At 49.9% G+C, this 19,804-nt stretch carries 29 protein-coding genes and 1 pseudogene; 27 read left to right on the top strand and 3 right to left on the bottom strand.

Annotated elements, in window-relative coordinates; genetic code table 11:
* The first annotated feature begins 18 nt into the window (after positions 1 to 18).
* The 9 genes from IE082_RS05725 to IE082_RS05685 all read left to right on the top strand — a co-directional run bounded on the left by IE082_RS05725 (position 19) and on the right by IE082_RS05685 (position 6,305).
* Entirely contained in the window at positions 19 to 600 is a 582-nt protein-coding gene (locus IE082_RS05725) for an MlaC/ttg2D family ABC transporter substrate-binding protein (protein WP_189492867.1), read from the top strand.
* 110 nt (positions 601 to 710) lie between these two features.
* Positions 711 to 1,649, top strand: a complete 939-nt coding sequence (locus IE082_RS05720; protein ID WP_189492865.1) for an ABC transporter ATP-binding protein — start codon at positions 711 to 713, stop codon at positions 1,647 to 1,649.
* A 2-nt stretch (positions 1,650 to 1,651) separates the two neighbouring features.
* Entirely contained in the window at positions 1,652 to 2,407 is a 756-nt protein-coding gene (locus IE082_RS05715) for an ABC transporter permease (RefSeq protein WP_189493056.1), read from the top strand.
* 1 nt (position 2,408) lies between these two features.
* Positions 2,409 to 2,654, top strand: a complete 246-nt coding sequence (locus IE082_RS05710; RefSeq protein ID WP_189492863.1) for a BolA family protein — start codon at positions 2,409 to 2,411, stop codon at positions 2,652 to 2,654.
* 32 nt (positions 2,655 to 2,686) lie between these two features.
* A complete protein-coding gene (gene murA, locus IE082_RS05705; protein ID WP_189492861.1) occupies positions 2,687 to 3,982 on the top strand; it encodes a UDP-N-acetylglucosamine 1-carboxyvinyltransferase in 1,296 nt (431 codons plus the stop codon).
* A gap of 151 nt (positions 3,983 to 4,133) precedes the next feature.
* Positions 4,134 to 4,634 carry a YdcF family protein gene (locus IE082_RS05700; protein WP_229809740.1) on the top strand — a complete coding sequence of 167 codons (501 nt, stop codon included), beginning with the start codon at positions 4,134 to 4,136 and terminating at the stop codon, positions 4,632 to 4,634.
* 225 nt (positions 4,635 to 4,859) lie between these two features.
* A complete protein-coding gene (locus tag IE082_RS05695) occupies positions 4,860 to 5,399 on the top strand; it encodes an SRPBCC family protein (protein WP_189492859.1) in 540 nt (179 codons plus the stop codon).
* Positions 5,400 to 5,418: 19 nt separating this feature from the next.
* Positions 5,419 to 5,838, top strand: coding sequence for a VOC family protein (locus tag IE082_RS05690; RefSeq protein WP_189492857.1), 420 nt, complete (start codon positions 5,419 to 5,421; stop codon positions 5,836 to 5,838).
* Between the two features lie 131 nt (positions 5,839 to 5,969).
* Positions 5,970 to 6,305, top strand: coding sequence for a zinc ribbon domain-containing protein YjdM (locus IE082_RS05685; protein WP_189492855.1), 336 nt, complete (start codon positions 5,970 to 5,972; stop codon positions 6,303 to 6,305).
* Positions 6,306 to 6,344: 39 nt separating this feature from the next.
* Here IE082_RS05685 and IE082_RS05680 read toward each other — a convergent pair.
* Positions 6,345 to 7,040 (bottom strand): annotated as a pseudogene (locus IE082_RS05680) (alpha/beta fold hydrolase); the annotation flags it as partial.
* Between the two features lie 27 nt (positions 7,041 to 7,067).
* Complete coding sequence (locus IE082_RS05675; protein ID WP_189492850.1) at positions 7,068 to 7,214, bottom strand: hypothetical protein; 147 nt, start codon at positions 7,212 to 7,214, stop codon at positions 7,068 to 7,070.
* Between the two features lie 173 nt (positions 7,215 to 7,387).
* Here IE082_RS05675 and hisG point away from each other — a divergent pair, with 173 nt between their 5' ends.
* From hisG to hisC, 6 genes are all read left to right on the top strand, one after another.
* Complete coding sequence (hisG, locus tag IE082_RS05670) at positions 7,388 to 8,023, top strand: ATP phosphoribosyltransferase (RefSeq protein ID WP_189492848.1); 636 nt, start codon at positions 7,388 to 7,390, stop codon at positions 8,021 to 8,023.
* A 108-nt stretch (positions 8,024 to 8,131) separates the two neighbouring features.
* A complete protein-coding gene (locus IE082_RS05665; protein ID WP_189492846.1) occupies positions 8,132 to 8,650 on the top strand; it encodes a cysteine hydrolase family protein in 519 nt (172 codons plus the stop codon).
* 59 nt (positions 8,651 to 8,709) lie between these two features.
* Entirely contained in the window at positions 8,710 to 10,023 is a 1,314-nt protein-coding gene (hisD, locus tag IE082_RS05660) for a histidinol dehydrogenase (RefSeq protein ID WP_189492844.1), read from the top strand.
* A gap of 78 nt (positions 10,024 to 10,101) precedes the next feature.
* Positions 10,102 to 10,524, top strand: coding sequence for a hypothetical protein (locus IE082_RS05655; RefSeq protein ID WP_189492842.1), 423 nt, complete (start codon positions 10,102 to 10,104; stop codon positions 10,522 to 10,524).
* A 32-nt stretch (positions 10,525 to 10,556) separates the two neighbouring features.
* On the top strand, positions 10,557 to 11,012 hold the full coding sequence (locus IE082_RS05650; protein WP_189492840.1) for a hypothetical protein: 456 nt from the start codon (positions 10,557 to 10,559) through the stop codon (positions 11,010 to 11,012).
* Between the two features lie 2 nt (positions 11,013 to 11,014).
* Positions 11,015 to 12,130, top strand: coding sequence for a histidinol-phosphate transaminase (hisC, locus tag IE082_RS05645; RefSeq protein ID WP_189492838.1), 1,116 nt, complete (start codon positions 11,015 to 11,017; stop codon positions 12,128 to 12,130).
* A 1-nt stretch (position 12,131) separates the two neighbouring features.
* Here hisC and IE082_RS05640 read toward each other — a convergent pair whose 3' ends face one another.
* Positions 12,132 to 12,314, bottom strand: coding sequence for a hypothetical protein (locus IE082_RS05640; protein WP_189492836.1), 183 nt, complete (start codon positions 12,312 to 12,314; stop codon positions 12,132 to 12,134).
* Between the two features lie 205 nt (positions 12,315 to 12,519).
* Between IE082_RS05640 and hisB the strand changes: the two genes are divergently transcribed.
* The 12 genes from hisB (at position 12,520) to pyrE (ending at position 19,770) form a co-directional block, all read left to right on the top strand.
* The gene (hisB, locus tag IE082_RS05635) at positions 12,520 to 13,116 is read left to right on the top strand and encodes an imidazoleglycerol-phosphate dehydratase HisB (RefSeq protein ID WP_189492834.1); all 597 of its coding nucleotides are present in this window, start codon (positions 12,520 to 12,522) and stop codon (positions 13,114 to 13,116) included.
* A gap of 48 nt (positions 13,117 to 13,164) precedes the next feature.
* Complete coding sequence (locus IE082_RS05630; RefSeq protein WP_189492832.1) at positions 13,165 to 13,791, top strand: MarC family protein; 627 nt, start codon at positions 13,165 to 13,167, stop codon at positions 13,789 to 13,791.
* A gap of 4 nt (positions 13,792 to 13,795) precedes the next feature.
* Positions 13,796 to 14,431, top strand: coding sequence for an imidazole glycerol phosphate synthase subunit HisH (gene hisH / locus IE082_RS05625; RefSeq protein ID WP_189492830.1), 636 nt, complete (start codon positions 13,796 to 13,798; stop codon positions 14,429 to 14,431).
* 100 nt (positions 14,432 to 14,531) lie between these two features.
* A complete protein-coding gene (gene hisA, locus IE082_RS05620) occupies positions 14,532 to 15,278 on the top strand; it encodes a 1-(5-phosphoribosyl)-5-[(5-phosphoribosylamino)methylideneamino]imidazole-4-carboxamide isomerase (protein WP_189492827.1) in 747 nt (248 codons plus the stop codon).
* Positions 15,278 to 16,048 (top strand): imidazole glycerol phosphate synthase subunit HisF, encoded by a 771-nt coding sequence (gene hisF / locus IE082_RS05615; protein WP_189492825.1) that lies wholly within the window; start codon positions 15,278 to 15,280, stop codon positions 16,046 to 16,048. Before hisA ends, hisF begins: the two co-directional genes overlap by 1 nt.
* 52 nt (positions 16,049 to 16,100) lie before the next feature.
* On the top strand, positions 16,101 to 16,499 hold the full coding sequence (gene hisI, locus IE082_RS05610) for a phosphoribosyl-AMP cyclohydrolase (protein ID WP_189492823.1): 399 nt from the start codon (positions 16,101 to 16,103) through the stop codon (positions 16,497 to 16,499).
* A gap of 18 nt (positions 16,500 to 16,517) precedes the next feature.
* A complete protein-coding gene (locus IE082_RS05605) occupies positions 16,518 to 16,895 on the top strand; it encodes a phosphoribosyl-ATP diphosphatase (RefSeq protein WP_189492821.1) in 378 nt (125 codons plus the stop codon).
* 14 nt (positions 16,896 to 16,909) lie between these two features.
* Positions 16,910 to 17,275, top strand: coding sequence for a histidine triad nucleotide-binding protein (locus IE082_RS05600; RefSeq protein ID WP_189492819.1), 366 nt, complete (start codon positions 16,910 to 16,912; stop codon positions 17,273 to 17,275).
* A gap of 79 nt (positions 17,276 to 17,354) precedes the next feature.
* Complete coding sequence (gene tatA / locus IE082_RS05595) at positions 17,355 to 17,570, top strand: Sec-independent protein translocase subunit TatA (RefSeq protein ID WP_189492817.1); 216 nt, start codon at positions 17,355 to 17,357, stop codon at positions 17,568 to 17,570.
* A 6-nt stretch (positions 17,571 to 17,576) separates the two neighbouring features.
* Positions 17,577 to 18,068 (top strand): Sec-independent protein translocase protein TatB, encoded by a 492-nt coding sequence (gene tatB, locus IE082_RS05590; RefSeq protein WP_189492815.1) that lies wholly within the window; start codon positions 17,577 to 17,579, stop codon positions 18,066 to 18,068.
* Positions 18,069 to 18,113: 45 nt separating this feature from the next.
* Positions 18,114 to 18,905, top strand: a complete 792-nt coding sequence (tatC, locus tag IE082_RS05585) for a twin-arginine translocase subunit TatC (RefSeq protein ID WP_189492814.1) — start codon at positions 18,114 to 18,116, stop codon at positions 18,903 to 18,905.
* A 196-nt stretch (positions 18,906 to 19,101) separates the two neighbouring features.
* On the top strand, positions 19,102 to 19,770 hold the full coding sequence (gene pyrE / locus IE082_RS05580) for an orotate phosphoribosyltransferase (protein WP_189492812.1): 669 nt from the start codon (positions 19,102 to 19,104) through the stop codon (positions 19,768 to 19,770).
* The last annotated feature ends 34 nt before the right edge of the window (positions 19,771 to 19,804 follow it).

Here is a 19,804-nt window from a genome sequence, read left to right as displayed (position 1 = left end):
TGGTTATAAAGGAAAGTTATGTTTTCGTCTGTTTTTAAGAAGTTTTTAGTTGGTCTGTGTGTTTTGGGTCTCGGTGTTAGTGTCTCTGCGTATGCTGAAACGCCTGAACAACTGATTCGTCGTTTAAGCAGCAATGTCACAACTGCTATTAAAACCGATGCTGGTTTAAAAAATGGCAGTGCTGCTCGCGTCATGTCGTATGTGGATACCAATATCATGCCTTATGTTGATTTTCGCAGCATGGTTGGTTCTGTCGTCGGTCCAGCGTGGGGTAAGGCGAGTGCTGCAGAGCAAAATGAATTGCTGGTTGAGTCTAAGCGCTATTTGGCTCGTACGTATGCGAGTAGTTTGAAAGGTGGTGATATCACCAGTATTGATGTTGCTCCCACCAATGGCAATGTCGTGCGTACCCGCATCAATCGCAACAACGGCAAACCGATTGCTGTGACCTACAGTCTGCGCAACAGCGGCGGCTGGAAAGTGTATGACGTTAATGTCCAAGGCGTGTCTGTTATCAGCACATTCCGCTCGCAGTTTAAACCGATTGCGGATAAGTCAGGTGTTGCAGGTTTGACTGCTTACTTGAAAAACAAGCGTTGATGCCTTTGATGGTTTTCGAAAAACCCGTTCATTATTGAACGGGTTTTTTCATTGTGCGACGGATTGCTTTGTAAGGCACTATAATAGAGGCATCACACAAAAGGATGAATATGACAGTTGCGATAGACGTGTCACACGTCGTGAAACACTACAAAGATTTGACTGCCCTGAACGACGTGAGTTTTACGGTGAATCAGGGCGAGTTTTTTGGACTGCTCGGCCCCAATGGCGCGGGGAAAACCACATTGATTAGCATGATGGCGGGTTTGGCCAAGCCGAGCAGTGGCTCGATTCGCATCATGGGGGCGGATGTGCAGAAAGATGCGCAGATGGCGCGTCGTCAGCTGGGTGTTGTACCGCAGGAGTTGGCGTTTGACCCGTTCTTCACGGTGCGTGAAACCTTAGTTTGGCAGTCGGGTTACTTTGGTTTGAGAAAAAATGATGCTTGGATTGACGAGTTATTAGAGAATTTGGGTTTAACCGATAAAGCGAATGCGAATATGCGCGCTTTGTCTGGGGGTATGAAGCGGCGTGTGTTGGTGGCTCAGGCCTTGGTGCACCGTCCGCCTGTGATTATCCTAGACGAGCCGACAGCGGGTGTGGATGTCGAATTGCGCCAAACGTTGTGGCAGTTTGTTACACGATTGCATCGAGAAGGGCACACGATTGTGCTGACCACTCATTACCTTGAGGAGGCTGAGCAGCTGTGCGAACGGATTGCCATGCTGAAAAATGGTCGTTTGTTGGCATTAGACCGAACCAGTCACTTGCTGCAACAAATCGCTGGCGTGCAATTGCAAGTCAAATTACACAACACCATTGTACCAGCGGCCTTACCTGTGGGTATCCAGTCACTGCTGCGCGTCGATGAGTCTGTTATAGAGGTTAACAAATTGCTGTTTACGTTAAAAAATGCAGGACAAGTGGAAAGCACCTTGGCCGCCGTGCGTGAAGCGGGTGGCGAATTAGAGGATGTTGGCGTATCACAGGCAGATTTAGAGGATGTGTTTATGCGCATGATGAGTGAGCAGAATCGAGGTGTGGCATGAATATGATGGCGACCTATACCTTGTTTCTCAAAGAGGTTCGGCGATTCTGGAAAGTCGGTTTTCAGACCATTGCCGCACCCGTCATGATGGCATTGCTTTATCTCATGATTTTTGGTCATGTGCTGAGTGACCAAGTGCGTGTTTATGAGGGGGTGGCTTATACCAGTTTCCTTGTCCCAGGATTGGTCATGATGAGTGTGTTACAAAATGCGTTTGCGAATTCGTCTTCATCCTTAATCCAATCAAAAATCATGGGCAACCTGATTTTTATGTTGCTCACGCCACTGACTGCGTTACAGATTTTCATCGCGTATATTGCCGCTTCGATTGTGCGTGGTGTGGTGGTGGGGTTGGGGGTGATGGTGGTCACGGTGTGGTTTATTAATGTGTCTGTCACGAGTTGGTTTTGGGTGTTGCTATTTCTTGTGCTTGGTGCTGCGATTATGGGGGTTTTGGGCTTGATTGCGGGGATTTGGGCGGATAAGTTTGACCAGCTTGCAGCCTTTCAAAACTTTGTGATTGTGCCTGCGACATTTTTGTCAGGGGTGTTTTATTCCATTCATTCATTACCGAATTTTTGGCAAAAACTCTCTCATTTCAATCCGTTTTTCTATATGATAGACGGCTTTAGATACGGCTTTTTTGGCCAATCAGATGTGTCGCCATTAACCAGTTTGGCGGTGGTGGCTGTGGCTTTGATGCTGTTGTCTGCTTTGGCGCTGACTCTGTTGCAGCGCGGCTATAAATTAAGATATTGATATGACTTTACCCACACCCGAACAAATTAAATCCTACATTGCGGCAGGTTTAACCTGCGAGCACTTGAGTGTTGAGGGCGATGGCCAGCATTTTTATGCAACCATCGTTTCAAGTACCTTTGAAGGCCAGCGCACGCTTGCGCGGCAGCGTGCTGTTTACGCTGTGCTCGGCGAGCGCATGAAAGAAGAAATCCATGCGCTGTCGATGAAAACTTATACGCCAGCTGAGTGGGCGAGCAAAAACTAAGATTACCATTACAACAAATAAGAAAGACAACCATGGAACAACTCAAAATCAGCGGAAGCCCCGATACACGCTTGAATGGTGACATTCGCATTGGCGGAGCAAAAAACGCCGCACTGCCAATCATGTGTGCCACGCTTCTCACAGGCGACCCGATTCAATTGCGCAATGTGCCGGATTTACGTGACATCCGCACCACCATTAAACTATTGCGTGAGCTGGGTGTGACGGTGTCTGATTTAGAGCACGACAAAGTGACGGTTCATGCTTATGGTTCGATTTCTACCAAAGCGACGTATGAGTTGGTCAAGACCATGCGTGCATCGATACTCGTACTGGGTCCATTACTCGCGCGTTTTGGTGAAGCTTGGGTGTCTTTGCCTGGTGGTTGTGCCATTGGTGCGCGTCCTGTTGATCAACACATCAAAGGCTTGCAAGCGATGGGCGCCGAAATCACCATCGAACACGGTTACATCCACGCGCGTGCGCCCGAAGGCGGTCGCCTCAAGGGCGCACGAATCGTCACCGACATGATTACAGTCACGGGAACTGAGAATCTGCTCATGGCCGCGACGTTGGCTGATGGTACAACGATTTTAGAGAACGCCGCTTGTGAGCCAGAAGTGACTGATTTGGCCAAACTCCTCATCAGCATGGGCGCGAAAATCGAAGGCGTTGGCACAAACCGCCTCGTGATTGAAGGTGTTGAGCGCCTACACAGCGCGACACACACGGTCGTGTCTGACCGCATTGAGGCGGGGACGTTTTTATGCGCTGTCGCTGCGACGGGTGGTGATGTGCGCCTGACCCATGTTGACCCGACCATAATGGATGCTGTGCTTGAGAAGCTGCGCGAAATGGGTGTGGAACTCGAAGTGGGCGATACCACCATCCGTGCCGTCATGAACCAACGCCCCAAACCAGTGAGCTTTCGCACCACTGAGTACCCTGGTTTCCCGACAGATATGCAGGCGCAATTCATGGCCGTGAACGCGATTGCCGATGGTACATCGCATGTGACCGAAACCATTTTCGAAAATCGCTTTATGCACGTTCAAGAAATGAACCGCTTGGGTGCAAGCATTGTTGTGGATGGTCATACGGCAATCACCAAAGGTGTTGAACCTGCTGCGCTATCAGGTGCGATGGTGATGGCCACAGATTTGCGCGCGTCGGCTAGCTTGGTGATTTTGGGCATGATCGCCTCTGGCACAACCATCGTTGACCGCATTTACCACTTGGATCGTGGTTACGAACAAATGGAACGAAAACTCTCCGCTGTCGGTGCAAAGATTGAGCGCGTCAGCGGTATGGGCGAAGAAGAAGTTTGATTTATAGAAATTTCTTTAGCTGTGATTCTTTCAAAAAAGCCATGCGATTGCATGGCTTTTTTGGCTCTTGAAGTGAATCAATGGATTGTGCACTTCACCTTGCCCACATACATGGCATTTAATATGTGGTTTCTTAAAGGGGGAGTTTGTGATGATTCGTCGGTATTTGTCTGGTTTGTGCCACTTGATTTGGCAGCGTGCGTGGCTGCGTTATCCTGTTTTGTTGGGACTGGCTGTGGTTTTATTGTATGTGGGTTTGTGGTTGACGATTATGGTGCATTCGTATCAAGCCCTTGCGCAACCGCCGATGAATAAAGCCGATGCAGCATTGGTGCTAGGTAACCGCGCGTATCTCAATGGTGCACCGAACCCATGTTTGACGGGACGTGTCGATGCCGCTGTGCAACTGGGCAGCTCTGGCCAAGTGACACAACTGGTCATGTCAGGTGGCGTTGATGAGGAAGATGGCCGAGTCGAGTCACAGCTCATGATGCAGCACGCTCGTGATATTGGTTATACTGGTGTGGTACATGAAGAGTCCGCTTCGTCTTCAACGCTTGAAAATTTGTATTTTAGTGCGGCAGTGCTGTGTGCAAATCGCATCAAAAACGGTCATCGTTGTTTCAGAGCCTTACCATCTGTGGCGCATTGAGAGGCTCGTCAACACCGGACACCTTGGTGATGGGTTAAATGTTCAATACGCCGCTGTGCCCAGCTACTGCTGGCAAATTTTGGGTGTTTTTTAGAGGCGTATTACGCAAACCGCTGGCGGCGGTGAATAATTATGTGAAAGGGTATTTTGATTGATGGCTTTTTGATGGCGCGACGAATGGATTTGGGGCAAAATGACTCTCTGTCTTTTTTATAGGAGCGTGCCATGAAATGGTTGCTTATTTTGATTATTCTCGCTGTTGTTGCGGTGCTGATTCTGGCCTCGCGCAAGCCGAATTCGTTTCGTGTTGAGCGAAAAATCCTTATCCATGCTGAATCTGCGACTGTGTTTGCCTACATCAATGATTTTCACCAGTGGACGCACTGGTCGCCTTGGGAAAATATTGCCCCCAATCTCACGCGCTCATACAGCGGTCCTGACATGGGTGTGGGCGCGCACTATGCGTGGCAGGGCAATAAAAATATGGGGCAAGGCAATATGACGATTCTCGAGTCTACGCCTCACTCGTTCATCAAAATCGCCTTGCAGTTCATCAAGCCCTTCGCCGCGAATAACATCGCAGAGTTTACACTCACGCAGCAAGGCGATAACACCGAAGTCGCGTGGGCCATGTACGGCCCGAGTCCGCTGATATCAAAAGTCATGGGTTTATTCATAAATATGGATAAAATGATTGGCACGCAGTTTGAAACGGGGCTGACAAACTTAAAAAACGCAGCAGAAAAAGCGAAACAATCCATTTAATTAATACACAGGAGACATCATGAAAATCAATGCATATCTGAGCTTTGATGGCAATTGCCGTGAAGCCTTTGCCTACTACCAAAAGCACCTTGGGGGCGAAATCCTCATGATGCTGACCAATGGCGAATCGCCGATGGCCGATGAAATGCCCGCTGATATGAAAGACAAAGTCATGCACGCCCGCATGGTCATCAATGGTGATCAAGTTCTCATGGGCGGCGATACGCACACAGGGCAATACGAAAACATGACGGGTGTGATGATGGCGGTCAATATCTATGATGAGTCTGAAGCTGAGCGTATTTTTTCCGTGTTGGCAGATGGTGGTCGTGTTGTGATGCCGCTGGAGGAAACGTTTTGGGCCAAGCGATTTGGCATGACGTATGATCAGTTCGGTGTGTCGTGGATGATTAATTGTGAAAAACCGATGGAGCAGTAATCGGAGTTCTCACTGTTGACTCTGTATTTAATATTAGTGAGTCATATGCTTTAAGCATATTTGTTTTCACCAAAACCGCATTGACTGTGCATGACGCGCTACAATGCGGTTTTATTTTTTGGATGAAAACCATGAGTACACTACCTGCTTGTCCTGTTTGTCACATGTCGAATACTTACCCAGACGGTGAAATGCTCATCTGCGCTGATTGTGGCCACGAATGGTCAGCAGCAGACGCGCCCACCAGTGATGAAGTGCGTGTGGTGAAAGATGCGAATGGTAATGTACTGGTTGACGGCGACTCCGTGATTCTCACCAAAGACCTTAAAGTTAAAGGCTCATCCATCGTCATCAAAAAAGGCACAAAAGTGAAAAACATCCGCATCGTTGAAGGCGACCATGACATTGATTGCAAAGTCGATGGTGTGGCATTGTCGCTCAAATCGGAGTTCTTGAAAAAGGCGTGAAAAATGGCGGGTCATCCCGCCATTTTTTATGGGTAAACGCTATGAGACGCTCTGAATTTTTTCCAATACCGCTTGCGCGACTGCCGATGGATTTTGCAGCGGCGCCATGTGCCCTAATTTCGGCAACACGCTGATCGGATAGTCGGGGCGCATCTTTTTCCATTTTTGCCACGAAACGTCTGGAACCCAATTACTTTGCTCGGCGCGAAAAATGGTGCACGGTACGGACAACTTTGCCACAGCACCCCACACGTAAGCGGGTGTTCGGAAAATATGCGCTTCCCAGCTCGTTGGAAAACTGTGCTGCCACGCATCGCCATGCGGACGCAATCCATGCTGCGCATAATCCATCATCACCTCGCGCGAAATCCCGAGAAACGGAGCTTTATCAATGTGATAATCGACAAATTCATCGTGCGATGACCAGTGCGCACGTCGGCGCACTGTGCGTTTGGCCACGCTGAATAGTCGTTCTCGCAACCACATCGGCATCCAGCCCATTTGCACAAACGCCCGTGTTGGAAACATCACAGGCTCTATCAAAACAATTTGCCGAAACAAATCAGGCCGCTTCGCTGCCGCTAACAGCGTCATCACACCGCCCAACGAATGCCCCACGCCAATCACTCCCGAGGGCGAGATTTGCTCAATCGCCGTAATCATGTCATCCGCCGCATGATCCCACGAAAACCGTGAGGGTGGTGTACCCACGCCTGTCCAAACCGCGCGATGCTCCGTCGCATAAACTGTGCACTCGTGTGCCTACTCACGCAACATCGCTGTATAAGTCCCTGCGGGAAATCCATTGCCATGCGCGAAATGCAGCGGCACTTGACTCGTTTCATGCGCGGGTTGCCAAATGTGCAGCGGCGCGTTTTTTCCGTGAATATTTAAAATGCGAGTGTTCATAAAAGTCTATAACTGGTGTGAATGACCACGCATCATAACCCAAATTCCCTTCATCCCGCATCGGGTGCATCGCCTGCTCAAATCACCGCCCGCCAATCGGCATTTCATGGGATAATTTTACCCTTGTTGCGTCGCCGCATGACGCGAAACCAATACACAACCAGCGAACCACCATGCTCACATTAGCGTTATCCAAAGGCCGAATTTTCACCGAAACCTTACCCATGCTGCGCGCCGCAGGCATCGAAGTGCTTGAAGACCCCGAAGCTTCACGTAAGCTGATTTTGCCTACCAATGATGCCGCTCTGCGAGTCATCATCGTGCGCGCCTCCGACGTACCGACCTACGTGCGCTACGGTGCGGCGGATTTTGGCGTCGCGGGCAAAGACACTTTACTCGAATCAGGTTTAGAGGGCTTATACAGCCCGATTGACCTACAAATCGCCAAATGCCGCATGTCCGTCGCCGTGCAAAACGGTTTTGACTACGAAGCTGCTGTTAAAAGCGGCGCACGCATCCGCGTCGTCACCAAATATGTCGAAACCGCCAAACAGCATTTCGCTGCCAAAGGCATGCACGTCGATTTAATCAAACTCTATGGTTCGATGGAACTTGGCCCATTGGTTGGTTTGGGTGACGCCATTGTTGACTTGGTCAGCACGGGAGGTACGCTGCGCGCGAATAATTTGTTGGAAGTTGAACACATCTGCGATATTTCATCACGCTTGATTGTCAATCAAGCATCGTTGAAGTTGAAAGCCACGCGGCTACGACCGATATTAGCGGCGTTTGAGGCGGCAGTGGGATAATTAAATAGGTGCTGGTTTTTTGCTTTGGTTTATTATTAAGCCCCAATATCTTATAGACAAAATGACGAAATTGCCTTTGCCATCAATGACTTAAATCGAGAGTTAATTATGCAAGCCAAACTCGCCCTAATCATTATCGACATGCAAAAGGGAATGCAATCACCAGTGCTGGATTTGGTGCAATGGTCACGCGCTCAGTCATTTCCCATTGTGCATGTGCGGCATATTTCGCGCACGGTTGGCTCAAGCTTTTGGCCAGGGCAAGCGGGGGCAGAGTTTCAAGAGGCGCTGTCACCTTTGCCGCACGAACATGTGGTTGAGAAAAATGTGCCAGATGTTTTTATCCGGTCGGGTTTGGAGCGTTGGTTACACGTTCGTGGCATTAATCAGTTGATTATCGCGGGGGTGAGCACCGAAAACTCAGTTGAAGCCAGCGTAAGGACAGCGGGAAATTTGGGATTTAACGTCTATGTCGCTGCGGATGCTTGTTTTACTTTTGCCAAATCTGATTGTTCGGGGCGTCAACGAACCGCACAAGAAGTTCATGACATCGCATTGGCCAACTTGCAAGGCGAGTATGCAACTGTCATGAGTGCCCTCGACATTAAGCAACAGTTATCAAATTAAACTTTTTATCATGCGACTGTCTCTTCGACCCACGCAAAAATTTAATAATCAACGAAATTATGACCTCAGTACACATTCCACTCCTCAAAACTACCGCCGCCGATTTTGACCAACAGCTCAAAACCCGCCTCGCTTTCGACGACTCCACTGACGAGCGTGTTGGTGCGGCGGTGAGCGAAATCATCACCGCCGTTCGTTCGCGTGGCGATGTGGCTGTCATCGAATATACCAATCGTTTTGACCGCATCACAGCGCAGTCGATGGCGGATTTGACCCTCAGTCAAGCAGACCTAAAGCAAGCATTCGACAGCCTCGACGTTGCACCACGCGAAGCACTACAGGCTGCGGCGGCACGCGTCAGAAGTTATCACGAAGCGCAAGATCGCGAATCGGGTAACTCGTGGCAATACACCGAATCCGACGGCACGGTGCTTGGTCAAAAAGTCACACCGCTGGACCGTGTTGGGATTTACGTACCTGGTGGCAAAGCCGCTTACCCCTCATCCGTCCTTATGAACGCCATACCCGCACACGTCGCAGGCGTCGAGCAAATCATCATGGTGGTTCCCACACCCGACGGCGTGCGCAATCCGCTCGTGCTTGCCGCTGCGTACATTGCGGGCGTGACGCAGGTGTTCACCATCGGCGGCGCACAAGCGGTCGCTGCTCTGGCGTACGGTACTGTCACGATTCCGCGTGTCGACAAAATCGTCGGCCCAGGCAATGCCTACGTCGCCGAAGCCAAACGGCGTGTGTTTGGCCAAGTAGGTATTGACATGATTGCAGGCCCATCTGAGATTCTCGTCATCGCTGACGGTACGACCGATCCTGATTGGGTCGCGATGGATTTATTCTCTCAGGCCGAGCACGATGAACTTGCGCAGTCGATTTTGCTTTGCCCCGATGCTGAATACATCCGTGCGGTACAATATTCGATTGACCGATTGATTAGCGATATGCCACGTGCAGAAGTGATCCGTACATCGTTGCAAAACCGCGGCGCGCTCATTCTCACACGCAGCATGGATGAGGCATGCGACATCGCCAACACCATCGCGCCAGAACATCTCGAAATCTCTGCGCTTAATCCAGACGAATGGGCGAAAAAAATCCGCCACGCAGGTGCGATATTTATGGGCGCGTACACGTCTGAGTCACTCGGCGACTACTGCGCAGGCCCAAATCACGTCCTGCCGACTTCAGGCACAGCGCGATTTTCCTCACCGCTCGGCGTGTACGACTTTCAAAAACGCTCATCGATTATTCACGTGTCTGAGGCAGGCGCACAAACCCTCGGCAAAATCGCCTCGACACTGGCGCATGGTGAGGGTTTAACGGCACATGCGAGAAGTGCTGAGATGCGGTTGAAGTAAGTGGGGGGGGGGCTTGAGCAGGTAGTAATGTGTGAAAGCTGTTTATTGGTTTTCGGATTTTTTAAAAAGGTAAATTAAATGCGTATAGTTTTTTATATAATATTAGTTCTGTCTCTTACTGGCTGTGCGGCGATTTCGGAAAACATACTACAAGATAAACCGTCGGCGGGTTATGAGCCAGTCGTTGAGATAGCTTATAAAGGCTCAGGTGGGGGAATGTTCAAATATTATATTGCCCCAGAAAGTAAATACGAGCATAAAATTGATTCCATTAACTCTGTGCATAAAAATATTGAAACAACTACTGTAATGGTGGTTTCGGTGGCGAAATCGTTTCCACATGGTGGTGTTCAATACTATACAAAGGGATACGCCTGTATGCAGCAACCAGGCACAACATTTACCAAACGGACTCAATCAAGTAAAGATTGGGATCCAAGATTTCAAATTGCCCCGTTTGGAACTGCTGACTGGCATATATGGAAGACTATTTGTAATTAACTGCGAGCCGGAGCTAAAAAGAAGGAGTTGTTATGTATCCTATAACTCGGAGCTATGTAGAACTCGCAATTAAAAGCTCGATTGGTGATCTGTATCAACATGATCACCATCTGATGGCAGTGAATTCAAGTGAAAGAAGTTTAACGCATCAATTGGCAATTCATTTAGCAAAATACTTTCCAAATCACCATGTTGATTGTGAGTACAACAGAAATGGTTGCGATCCGAAAATGTTGAGGCTACCTGTTTGTTCAAATGTTTCCAGTGATGCACTGGATGCAAAAACAGTTTTTCCTGATATTGTCGTTCACGATCGAGGTAATAATGACAATAACTTACTGGTGATAGAAGTTAAAAAAGCATCCTCTAGTGAAAGTCCAGAACATGATAAAGATAAACTTAGAGCCTTCAAAAACGAACTGAGTTATCAATTTGCATTTCATATTACGCTCGATCTCCAAAAACAAAAATACGAAGAAATAAATTAAATATGCTCATTTCTCCTCAATCCCTCCTCGATAATCTGCGCTCAGATGTTCGCGCCATGTCGGCATATCACGTGCCCGATGCATCGGGTTTGATTAAGCTCGATGCGATGGAGAATCCGTACGAGTTACCTGCCGAATTAAAACAGCAACTCGCCGCCCATTTAGCTGAGGTAGCGTTGAATCGCTATCCTGTGCCGACATACAGCGGTTTGCAAAATGCGCTGAAAACATATGCAAACATCCCTGATGGCTTTGCGACGATTTTGGGCAACGGCTCGGACGAGTTGATTCATTTGCTGAGTATGGCGTTGTCCAAAACACCTGCTGAAAATCACCACGAGCGGCCAGTGATACTCGCACCTGCGCCGAGCTTTGTGATGTATCGCGCGTCGGCGTTGCTCAATCATGTGCAGTATGTTGAGGTAGATTTAGTCGAGACCGACAATGGTTTTCAGCTTGACCCGATGGCGATGGTGATGGCGATTGAGGAGCATCGCCCTGCGTTGGTCTATTTGCCGTTTCCCAATAATCCAACAGGCGCGCAGTTTGACCGCGCCGATATGGTCGCGGTGATTGAGGCGGCCCATCAGCGGCAGGCGTTTGTGGTGATTGATGAGGCCTATCAACCGTTCGCGTCGTATACGTGGATGAATGATTTGGCTCAGTTCGAGAATTTACTCGTTATGCGCACGGTGTCCAAATTGGGCTTGGCTGGCGTTCGCCTCGGTTATATGGTCGGGCGATCTGATGTGATTGGTGAGTTGGATAAAGTTCGTCCGCCGTACAACATCAACGTACTGACTGAAGCAGCGGTGACTTTTATTTTGCAGCATTCAGAGGTGCTCGAACAACAAGCCAGGCAAATTCGCAGTACACGAACTGAACTCATGACGGCGTTGCGCGCGATGCATGGTTTGCATGTGTTTGACAGTGACGCCAATTTCGTCTTGGTGCGCTTTCCCGACGTTGATGCGGCGTTTGAGGGCTTAAAAGCACGCGGCGTTTTGGTCAAAAACATGACACGCGTACATCCGATGCTGCGCTATTGTTTGCGTCTAACGGTTGGCTCGGTGGAAGAAAATCAGAACTTAATCGATGCGATACGAACGTTGGTGTAACTTATTTGAGGCTGCGCAAACGCTTGGTGATGCTGTATGAAATAGGTATGGACAGTAAAACACCCGCCGCCAAAGCGATTAGAAGGTCTTGCGCTGTTTTATAGTCCATCACCAATGCCGCGGTGAATGCAATACCCATCAAAACAGTACTCACTAAAATATGAATCACAAATGACAGTAACATTTTAATCCTCTCGTAAAATAACCACAAAGTTAATATGGTTATTTTACGCTTAATGTCGTGTTTTGCCAATGATAAAGCGGCGCACAATCATGTTAAAAATCAAGTTTGATGCTCTTACAAAGCTATGTGGTGCTTGATTTACCCGCCCCATATCCTTTAAATTCCATTAAAATACCGCTTTGCATCATTTCAATGGAAAAATCCCATGTCTCGCATCGCTCAAGTCACTCGCAACACATCCGAAACGCAGGTTTCTATCAGCCTCAATCTTGATGGGACTGGCAAATCTGAGTTGAATTCGGGTGTGCCGTTTCTCGACCACATGCTCGACCAAATCGCGCGTCATGGCTTGATTGATTTAAATGTGCAAGCCACGGGTGACACGCACATTGACGACCATCACACAGTGGAAGATGTTGGCATCACGCTCGGGCAAGCAATTGCGCAAGCGATTGGTGATAAAAAAGGTTTGACGCGTTATGGGCACTCATATGTGCCACTCGATGAGGCTTTATCACGTGTGGTGATTGATTTTTCGGGGCGTCCTGGGCTGGAGTTTCATGTGCCTTTTACACGAGCACGGGTCGGTAACTTTGACTTGGATTTGTCGATTGAGTTCTTTCGTGGCTTTGTCAATCACGCGGGCGCGAGCTTGCACATAGACAATCTGCGCGGTGTGAACGCCCATCATCAAATCGAAACGGTATTTAAAGCCTTTGGCCGAGCGTTGCGCATGGCGTTGACGATTGATGTTCGCGCCCCCGAAACGATTGCCTCGACTAAGGGTAGCTTGGTGGGTTAACTTTCAGGATTGTTCCAAAACAAAATACATCAATGATTGGCGGTCTTCGTGGATCCATTCAAAACTTTCATCGCACTACTGGCGTTGGTTAATCCATTGGGCGTGTTGCCGATGTTCATTAGCTTGACGCAAGGACACACGCGCAAGGAAAAACAGCGCACGATTCGCGCTGCAGCGCTTACGGTGGTTGCAGTCATTTCGATTTGTGTGTTACTGGGTGAGCAAATCATAGAGTTTTTTGGCATTTCAACAGCTTCGTTGCAAGTGGCGGGAGGCTTACTGATTTTGTTGATGTCTTTGGCGATGTTGAATGCGCAAATGGGCGGCGCGCGAACCACTGCTGAAGAGCAGGATGAAGCAGAACATAAATCTACGCTCGGCGTTGTGCCGCTCGGCATTCCCCTGCTGACAGGGCCAGGAGCAATTTCAACCGTGATTGTTTATGCTGATAAAGCTCGAGGGCTGGGCGATTACGCTGTGATTATTGGCTGTGGGGTAGTTTTGGCCGCGCTGGTTTGGCTGGTTTTACAGTTAGCTGAGCCGATTAATCGTGTTATGGGGCGTTCGGGGATTAACATTGCGACGCGAATTATGGGTTTGTTGGTTGCGGCAGTGGCGGTGGAGTTCATTGTTGAAGGGCTGAAGACGATGTTGCCTGCTTTGGGTGGGCTTTAAATTTATGACGACAATTGCAATTCTAGACTACGGGATGGGTAATTTGCGCAGTGTTGCGCAGGCGATGCGCACCGCCGCGCCTGATGTGAATGTGCTCATCACCGATTCGCCCGATGTGGTGCGCTCGGCGGATAAGCTGATTTTGCCGGGTCAAGGCGCTATGCCTGACTGCATGGCCAATCTGCGCGCCAGTGGCTTGCTCGAAGCCTTAACAGAAAGCGCGAAACACAAACCGTTGCTTGGCGTCTGTGTCGGTGAGCAAATGCTATTTGGCGCAGCCGAAGAAGGCAACTCGCACGGGCTTGGTTGGCTCGAAGGTTCCGTGGTGCGTTTTGCCATTGATGGCATGACAGATGCCAACGGTGCGAAACTCAAAGTGCCGCACATGGGCTGGAATCGTGTGCGCCAGATGCGCGCGCATCCGCTGTGGGCGGGTGTGCCTGACGAGTCCTACTTTTATTTTGTCCATAGTTATTATGTACAATGTGCCACGAGCTTGAGCGTCGGCGATGCGACTTACGGGGTGGACTTTACCTGTGCTGTGGCGCAGGACAATGTTTTCGCCACGCAGTTTCACCCTGAAAAAAGCGGTGCGTTTGGGCTGCAAATTTATCGTAACTTTGCGGGTTGGCAGCCGTGAGTTTTGCCAAAAGGTAGGGGCGGGGTTCCCGCCTTTTTTAAGAACGGTGGGCGACTGAAAGCCATGCTTTCATCCCACACTAAGTGAGAAAGTGTTGAGCATGTTGTTGATTCCAGCCATTGATTTAAAAGACGGCCAATGTGTGCGCCTGCAACAAGGAGAAATGGATCGTGTGACGGTTTTCTCCGATGCGCCAGAACAAATGGCAGCGCATTGGGTTGAACAAGGCGCGCGCCGTTTGCACTTGGTGGACTTGAATGGTGCGTTTGCTGGTAAACCTGTGAACAACGCGGCGATTAAAGCGATTTTGGCTGAGGTCGGTGATGACATTCCTGTGCAGATTGGGGGCGGTATTCGTGACCTTGAGACGATTGAGCGTTACCTTGATATGGGTTTGAGCTACGTCATCATTGGCACGGCAGCGGTGAAAAATCCGGGCTTTTTGCAGGATGCCTGCGTTGAATTCCCTGGTCACATCATTGTCGGATTGGATGCCAAAGACGGCAAAGCTGCCACCGATGGCTGGAGCAAAATCACGGGACACGATGTGACCGATTTAGCAAAAAAATTTGAAGACTATGGCGTGGACAGCATTATCTACACCGACATTGGCCGTGACGGTATGCTGCAAGGCATCAACATCGACGCGACAGTGAAATTAGCGCAAGCCTCAATTATCCCTGTGATTGCTTCGGGTGGTTTGACCAATTTCGCTGACATCGACGCATTGTGTGCGGTGACGCGTGAGGGTGTTGAGGGTGTTATTTGTGGTCGCGCGATTTATAGTGGTGACTTGGACTTTGCCGCAGCGCAGGCGCGCGCGGATGAATTATTGGCGGCGCAATAATGCTAACCAAACGCATTATCCCTTGCCTCGATGTCAAAGATGGCCGCGTCGTCAAAGGCGTGAATTTCGTCGGCTTGCGTGACGCGGGCGATCCCGTCGAGATTGCCAAGCGTTACGACACACAAGGTGCGGATGAGGTCACCTTTTTGGACATCACGGCGACGTCGGATAATCGTGATTTGATTTTGCCGATTATTGAGTCGGTGGCTGATCAAGTGTTCATCCCGCTCACGGTCGGTGGCGGTGTACGCACGGTGGCGGATGTGCGTCGTTTGTTGAACGCGGGTGCGGACAAAGTGGGTATTAACTCCGCAGCCGTGACCAATCCTCAGCTCGTCGCCGATGCTGCCAATAAATACGGCTCGCAGTGCATTGTGGTGGCGATTGATGCCAAAAAAGTGTCAAAAGAGGGTGAGTCGCTGCGTTGGGAAATTTTCACTCACGGCGGTCGCACTCCGACAGGGATTGATGCGATTGAGTGGGCGATGAAGATGAATCAGCTCGGTGCGGGCGAGATTTTGCTCACCAGTATGGATCGAGACGGCACGAAAAGCGGTTTTGATTTGGATTTAACGCGTACGGTGTCCGACGCCGTGAGCATTCCTGTGATTGCGTCGGGTGGTGTCGGTGGTTTACAGGATTTGGCCGATGGGATTCTCAAAGGACACGCCGATGCGGTTTTGGCGGCGAGTATTTTTCACTTTGGCCAGCACACGGTGGGTGAGGCGAAACAGCTGATGAGCGAGCAGGGGATTTCGATTCGATTCTGAATTGAGTCTGCTAATTGATTGAATTAATTAAGAAAAAAGGCGTAAAATCGCTATGTCAGAAGCCGAAATATTGAGCCGCATCTGTTGGGATGAGCAAGGTTTGGTGCCCGTGATTGCGCAAGAACATGCGACGGGTGATGTGCTGATGTTTGCATGGATGAACCGTGAAGCATTGCAAAAAACCTTGGCGTTGCGCCGTGCGGTGTATTTCTCCCGCTCACGCAAAAAGCTTTGGTTCAAGGGCGAAGAATCAGGCCACACACAGCATGTGGTGTCGGTGCGTGTGGATTGTGATCAAGATGTTTTGCTGTTGCAAGTGGTTCAGGACGGTGGCATTGCTTGTCACACGGGTCGAAAAAGCTGTTTTTTTGAGGCTTATGACTTTGAACAGCAGCAATGGTGCGTGACTGAACCCGTGCTCAAGTCGCCTGACGACATTTATCAGAAATAATTCACCAAAGACCACCATATGAACACCGCTGATGTGATGAAACAATTAGAAGCTGTTATTGATTCGCGCCGAGAGGCCGATCCCAACGTGTCCTACGTGGCTCGTCTGTTGAACAAGGGCGAAGACACGGTACTGAAGAAAATTGGCGAAGAAGCCACCGAAGTCGTGATTGCGGCCAAATCGCACGACACCGAAAAAATCATTTATGAAACCGCTGACTTGGTGTTTCACACAATGGTCATGTTGGCGCACTATAATTTGAGTTTTGACGATATCGCGGGTGAATTGGCGCGTCGTGAGGGGCTGTCTGGATTGGTTGAAAAAGCCGCTCGCGTTGACTCTTTGGACGAATCATCGTCTGCAGAGCTTCATCCTTCCCGATTGAATGATGCATAACAAGGCAAACACACATGGCTGACTGTATTTTTTGCAAAATCATCGCAGGAGACATCCCTGCAAAAAAAGTTTATGAGGACGATGCATTCATCGCCTTTCACGACATCAACCCTGCCGCGCCGACGCACTTGCTGATTGTGCCGAAAAAGCACATTGAGACATTGGCCGATTGCACGGCAGATGATGAAGCTTTGTTGGGCAAAATGATGTCACTTGCACCCAAGCTCGCGCTTGAGCACGGTGCGCGCGCATTGCCCGAAGGTGGAATGCGCGTGGTGATGAATGTCGGTCCTGACGGTGGTCAGGAGGTTTATCACATTCACCTGCATGTCCTCGCGGGTGAGCGGCCTTGGCGCGGTTTCGCGCAGAATGCGAACTAAGTCGCACCACAGCATTTTATCGGTCAATCGCGTGTGACGCGGCTGGCTTTGAAAAACATACACCTTTTAGGAGAACGTCATGGGCGGTTTAAGTATTTGGCACTGGTTGATTGTATTGCTCGTTGTCGTCATGGTATTTGGCACCAAAAAACTGCGCAACATGGGCAGTGATTTGGGTACGGCAGTTAAAGGCTTCAAGGACGGCATGAAAGGCGAAGAAGACAAAAAAATCGCCGATCAAACCGACAAAACCATCGACTCTGCTGACAGCAAAACCCGTGACCACCAGTCATAATCACCGATGATTGATTTAGGTCTATCAAAAATCGCCGTTATCGGGGTGGTCGCGCTCATCGTTTTGGGTCCTGAACGCTTGCCCAAAGTGGCACGGGTTGCGGGGACGCTGTTCGGCCGCGCCCAGCGCTATATTCGAGATGTCAAGGATGAGGTCTCGCGTGATATTGAGCTGGCCGAGCTGCGCGAAATGGGTAAAAGCGTCAACGAAGAATTCTCCGACGTCCAAAGCACCATGCGCGCCACATGGTCAGAGGCCGAAAATGAGCTTCGCTCAGAGTCGAGTACCGGACAGCCCTACAACGCACAACCTTATCTGAATCTCGCGGCATCGCGCAATGGCCGTGACCACTGGCGGGTCAGGATCGGTCGCGTCCCCCTCTGGTACAAACAGCAAAACGGCCTGAAAACCAAAGTTACCTCCGAGGCGGCTCGCATGGCGCGTCACCGTCGCTATGCGGCGCATCTGGGCAAAAAACGACACTCGTTTTTTAGTTAATCCCCATATTGACCAACGTCGAATCACAAAAATCCTAAGCCATTAATGACCCAAGCGAATCTCCCGAACCCCAATGATGCCACCGACGACATTGGCCTGACAGGCTGGATGAGCCACCTCGTTGAGTTGCGCTCGCGTCTGGCCAAGGCCGCGCTAGCGGTTTTGCTGGTCTTTGCGGTGTTGCTCTACTGGAGCAACGACATCTTTGGCATGTTTGCCAAACCCATGCTCGACAACCTGCCCGCAGGCTCGCGCATGATATCCACCGAAGTCACATCCAACTTCTTTGTTCCGCTCAAATTCGTGCTATGGGTCGCTTTCACCATCGCCTTGCCGATTGTGCTGCACCAGATTTGGGCATTTGTCGCGCCGGGGCTGTACACATGCGAAAAAAAACTTGTTTTGCCCATCATTGCCTCAAGCTATATATTGTTTCTCATCGGCACTGCGTTTGCGTATTTCCTTGTCTTCCCGACCGTATTTAAATTCATGGCCAACCTCACGCCACTGGGTGTTGAAATGGCTACGGACATTGACGCGTATTTGAGCTTTGGGCTGACCACTTTTTTGGCTTTTGGTTTGACATTTGAAGTACCTGTGGTCGTAATTGTCTTGGTTCGCTTGGGTTTTGTCACCATTGAGCAGCTCAAAATCGCTCGCCCCTACGTGATTGTTGGCGCATTTGTGATTGCAGCGATTATCACACCGCCAGACATCGCGTCGCAGCTTTTGCTGGCAATACCGTTGGTGATTCTTTATGAAGTTGGATTGCAGCTCGCTCGTTGGGCGCAGCCAGCGACGGATGAATCAAGCAACCGTGAGTTCACCAAAGATTAAATACAGATGATTCGTCTGCAAACCATTTCCTGTTCAGGTTGACATAAAACGATGCAAAGCTCTCAAACTGTAGGGGCTTGATTCATCAAGCCCAAAACGACAAGGCCGTAATGAATTGCGCCCGACAATATACAATGGTTTCATCTACTCGCTACAAACGCCATAACCCTCTTACCCACACTATCTCAAAACAGCCATGACCATCGCCACCGACTTCATCCAATTCGCCCTTAATCAAAACGTCCTGCGCTTCGGCGAATTCAAGACCAAAGCAGGTCGTCTGTCGCCCTACTTTTTTAACGCAGGCTTGTTTAATGACGGCAGCAGTTTGCTCACCTTAGCGAATGCGTACGCCGATGTCTTGATTGAGCGACGCGCAGCAGGGTTTGAATTTGACATGCTGTTTGGCCCAGCGTACAAAGGAATTACGCTTGCCGCCGCCACTGCCATGGCACTCGCCGCCAAAGGCCACAACGTCCCCTACGCCTACAACCGAAAAGAAGCCAAAGACCACGGCGAAGGCGGTCATCTCGTAGGTGCCGACATGGCGGGTCAGCGGGTCGTCATCATCGACGACGTCATCTCAGCGGGGACATCTGTGCGCGAATCGGTCGACATCATCAAAGCGGTCAACGCCACACCCGCAGCGGTGCTCATCGCACTAGATCGCATGGAGCGCAGCGGCACAGACACCGATATCGGTGTGCACTCGGCGGTTCAAGCCGTTCAGGCAGAATACAACCTCCCTGTGTACGCCATTGCCAGTCTCGCCGATCTTATCATCTACCTCAGTCAAACCGACAGTACCGAGCTGACCGAGTACCGCGAAAAAGTCACAGCCTACCGTGCGCGATACGGGATTTAAAAACATTATAAATTTTGGTTTTAAAGTTAAGTTG

The sequence above is a fragment of the Formosimonas limnophila genome, from assembly GCF_014652675.1.
GTDB classification, from domain to species: domain Bacteria; phylum Pseudomonadota; class Gammaproteobacteria; order Burkholderiales; family Burkholderiaceae; genus Hydromonas; species Hydromonas limnophila.
Note: the sequence above shows the minus strand (reverse complement) of the source record. Positions and strands in the feature narration are given on the sequence as shown.

What these genes read in the sequence shown, in the direction of transcription:
- IE082_RS05725 (WP_189492867.1), top strand. Translation starts at nt 19, where the DNA reads ATGTTTTCGTCTGTTTTTAAGAAGTTTTTAGTTGGTCTGTGTGTTTTG.
- IE082_RS05720 (WP_189492865.1), top strand. Translation starts at nt 711, where the DNA reads ATGACAGTTGCGATAGACGTGTCACACGTCGTGAAACACTACAAAGAT.
- IE082_RS05715 (WP_189493056.1), top strand. Translation starts at nt 1,652, where the DNA reads ATGATGGCGACCTATACCTTGTTTCTCAAAGAGGTTCGGCGATTCTGG.
- IE082_RS05710 (WP_189492863.1), top strand. Translation starts at nt 2,409, where the DNA reads ATGACTTTACCCACACCCGAACAAATTAAATCCTACATTGCGGCAGGT.
- murA (WP_189492861.1), top strand. Translation starts at nt 2,687, where the DNA reads ATGGAACAACTCAAAATCAGCGGAAGCCCCGATACACGCTTGAATGGT.
- IE082_RS05700 (WP_229809740.1), top strand. Translation starts at nt 4,134, where the DNA reads ATGATTCGTCGGTATTTGTCTGGTTTGTGCCACTTGATTTGGCAGCGT.
- IE082_RS05695 (WP_189492859.1), top strand. Translation starts at nt 4,860, where the DNA reads ATGAAATGGTTGCTTATTTTGATTATTCTCGCTGTTGTTGCGGTGCTG.
- IE082_RS05690 (WP_189492857.1), top strand. Translation starts at nt 5,419, where the DNA reads ATGAAAATCAATGCATATCTGAGCTTTGATGGCAATTGCCGTGAAGCC.
- IE082_RS05685 (WP_189492855.1), top strand. Translation starts at nt 5,970, where the DNA reads ATGAGTACACTACCTGCTTGTCCTGTTTGTCACATGTCGAATACTTAC.
- IE082_RS05675 (WP_189492850.1), bottom strand. Translation starts at nt 7,214, where the DNA reads ATGAACACTCGCATTTTAAATATTCACGGAAAAAACGCGCCGCTGCAC.
- hisG (WP_189492848.1), top strand. Translation starts at nt 7,388, where the DNA reads ATGCTCACATTAGCGTTATCCAAAGGCCGAATTTTCACCGAAACCTTA.
- IE082_RS05665 (WP_189492846.1), top strand. Translation starts at nt 8,132, where the DNA reads ATGCAAGCCAAACTCGCCCTAATCATTATCGACATGCAAAAGGGAATG.
- hisD (WP_189492844.1), top strand. Translation starts at nt 8,710, where the DNA reads ATGACCTCAGTACACATTCCACTCCTCAAAACTACCGCCGCCGATTTT.
- IE082_RS05655 (WP_189492842.1), top strand. Translation starts at nt 10,102, where the DNA reads ATGCGTATAGTTTTTTATATAATATTAGTTCTGTCTCTTACTGGCTGT.
- IE082_RS05650 (WP_189492840.1), top strand. Translation starts at nt 10,557, where the DNA reads ATGTATCCTATAACTCGGAGCTATGTAGAACTCGCAATTAAAAGCTCG.
- hisC (WP_189492838.1), top strand. Translation starts at nt 11,015, where the DNA reads ATGCTCATTTCTCCTCAATCCCTCCTCGATAATCTGCGCTCAGATGTT.
- IE082_RS05640 (WP_189492836.1), bottom strand. Translation starts at nt 12,314, where the DNA reads ATGTTACTGTCATTTGTGATTCATATTTTAGTGAGTACTGTTTTGATG.
- hisB (WP_189492834.1), top strand. Translation starts at nt 12,520, where the DNA reads ATGTCTCGCATCGCTCAAGTCACTCGCAACACATCCGAAACGCAGGTT.
- hisH (WP_189492830.1), top strand. Translation starts at nt 13,796, where the DNA reads ATGACGACAATTGCAATTCTAGACTACGGGATGGGTAATTTGCGCAGT.
- hisA (WP_189492827.1), top strand. Translation starts at nt 14,532, where the DNA reads ATGTTGTTGATTCCAGCCATTGATTTAAAAGACGGCCAATGTGTGCGC.
- hisF (WP_189492825.1), top strand. Translation starts at nt 15,278, where the DNA reads ATGCTAACCAAACGCATTATCCCTTGCCTCGATGTCAAAGATGGCCGC.
- hisI (WP_189492823.1), top strand. Translation starts at nt 16,101, where the DNA reads ATGTCAGAAGCCGAAATATTGAGCCGCATCTGTTGGGATGAGCAAGGT.
- IE082_RS05605 (WP_189492821.1), top strand. Translation starts at nt 16,518, where the DNA reads ATGAACACCGCTGATGTGATGAAACAATTAGAAGCTGTTATTGATTCG.
- IE082_RS05600 (WP_189492819.1), top strand. Translation starts at nt 16,910, where the DNA reads ATGGCTGACTGTATTTTTTGCAAAATCATCGCAGGAGACATCCCTGCA.
- tatA (WP_189492817.1), top strand. Translation starts at nt 17,355, where the DNA reads ATGGGCGGTTTAAGTATTTGGCACTGGTTGATTGTATTGCTCGTTGTC.
- tatB (WP_189492815.1), top strand. Translation starts at nt 17,577, where the DNA reads ATGATTGATTTAGGTCTATCAAAAATCGCCGTTATCGGGGTGGTCGCG.
- tatC (WP_189492814.1), top strand. Translation starts at nt 18,114, where the DNA reads ATGACCCAAGCGAATCTCCCGAACCCCAATGATGCCACCGACGACATT.
- pyrE (WP_189492812.1), top strand. Translation starts at nt 19,102, where the DNA reads ATGACCATCGCCACCGACTTCATCCAATTCGCCCTTAATCAAAACGTC.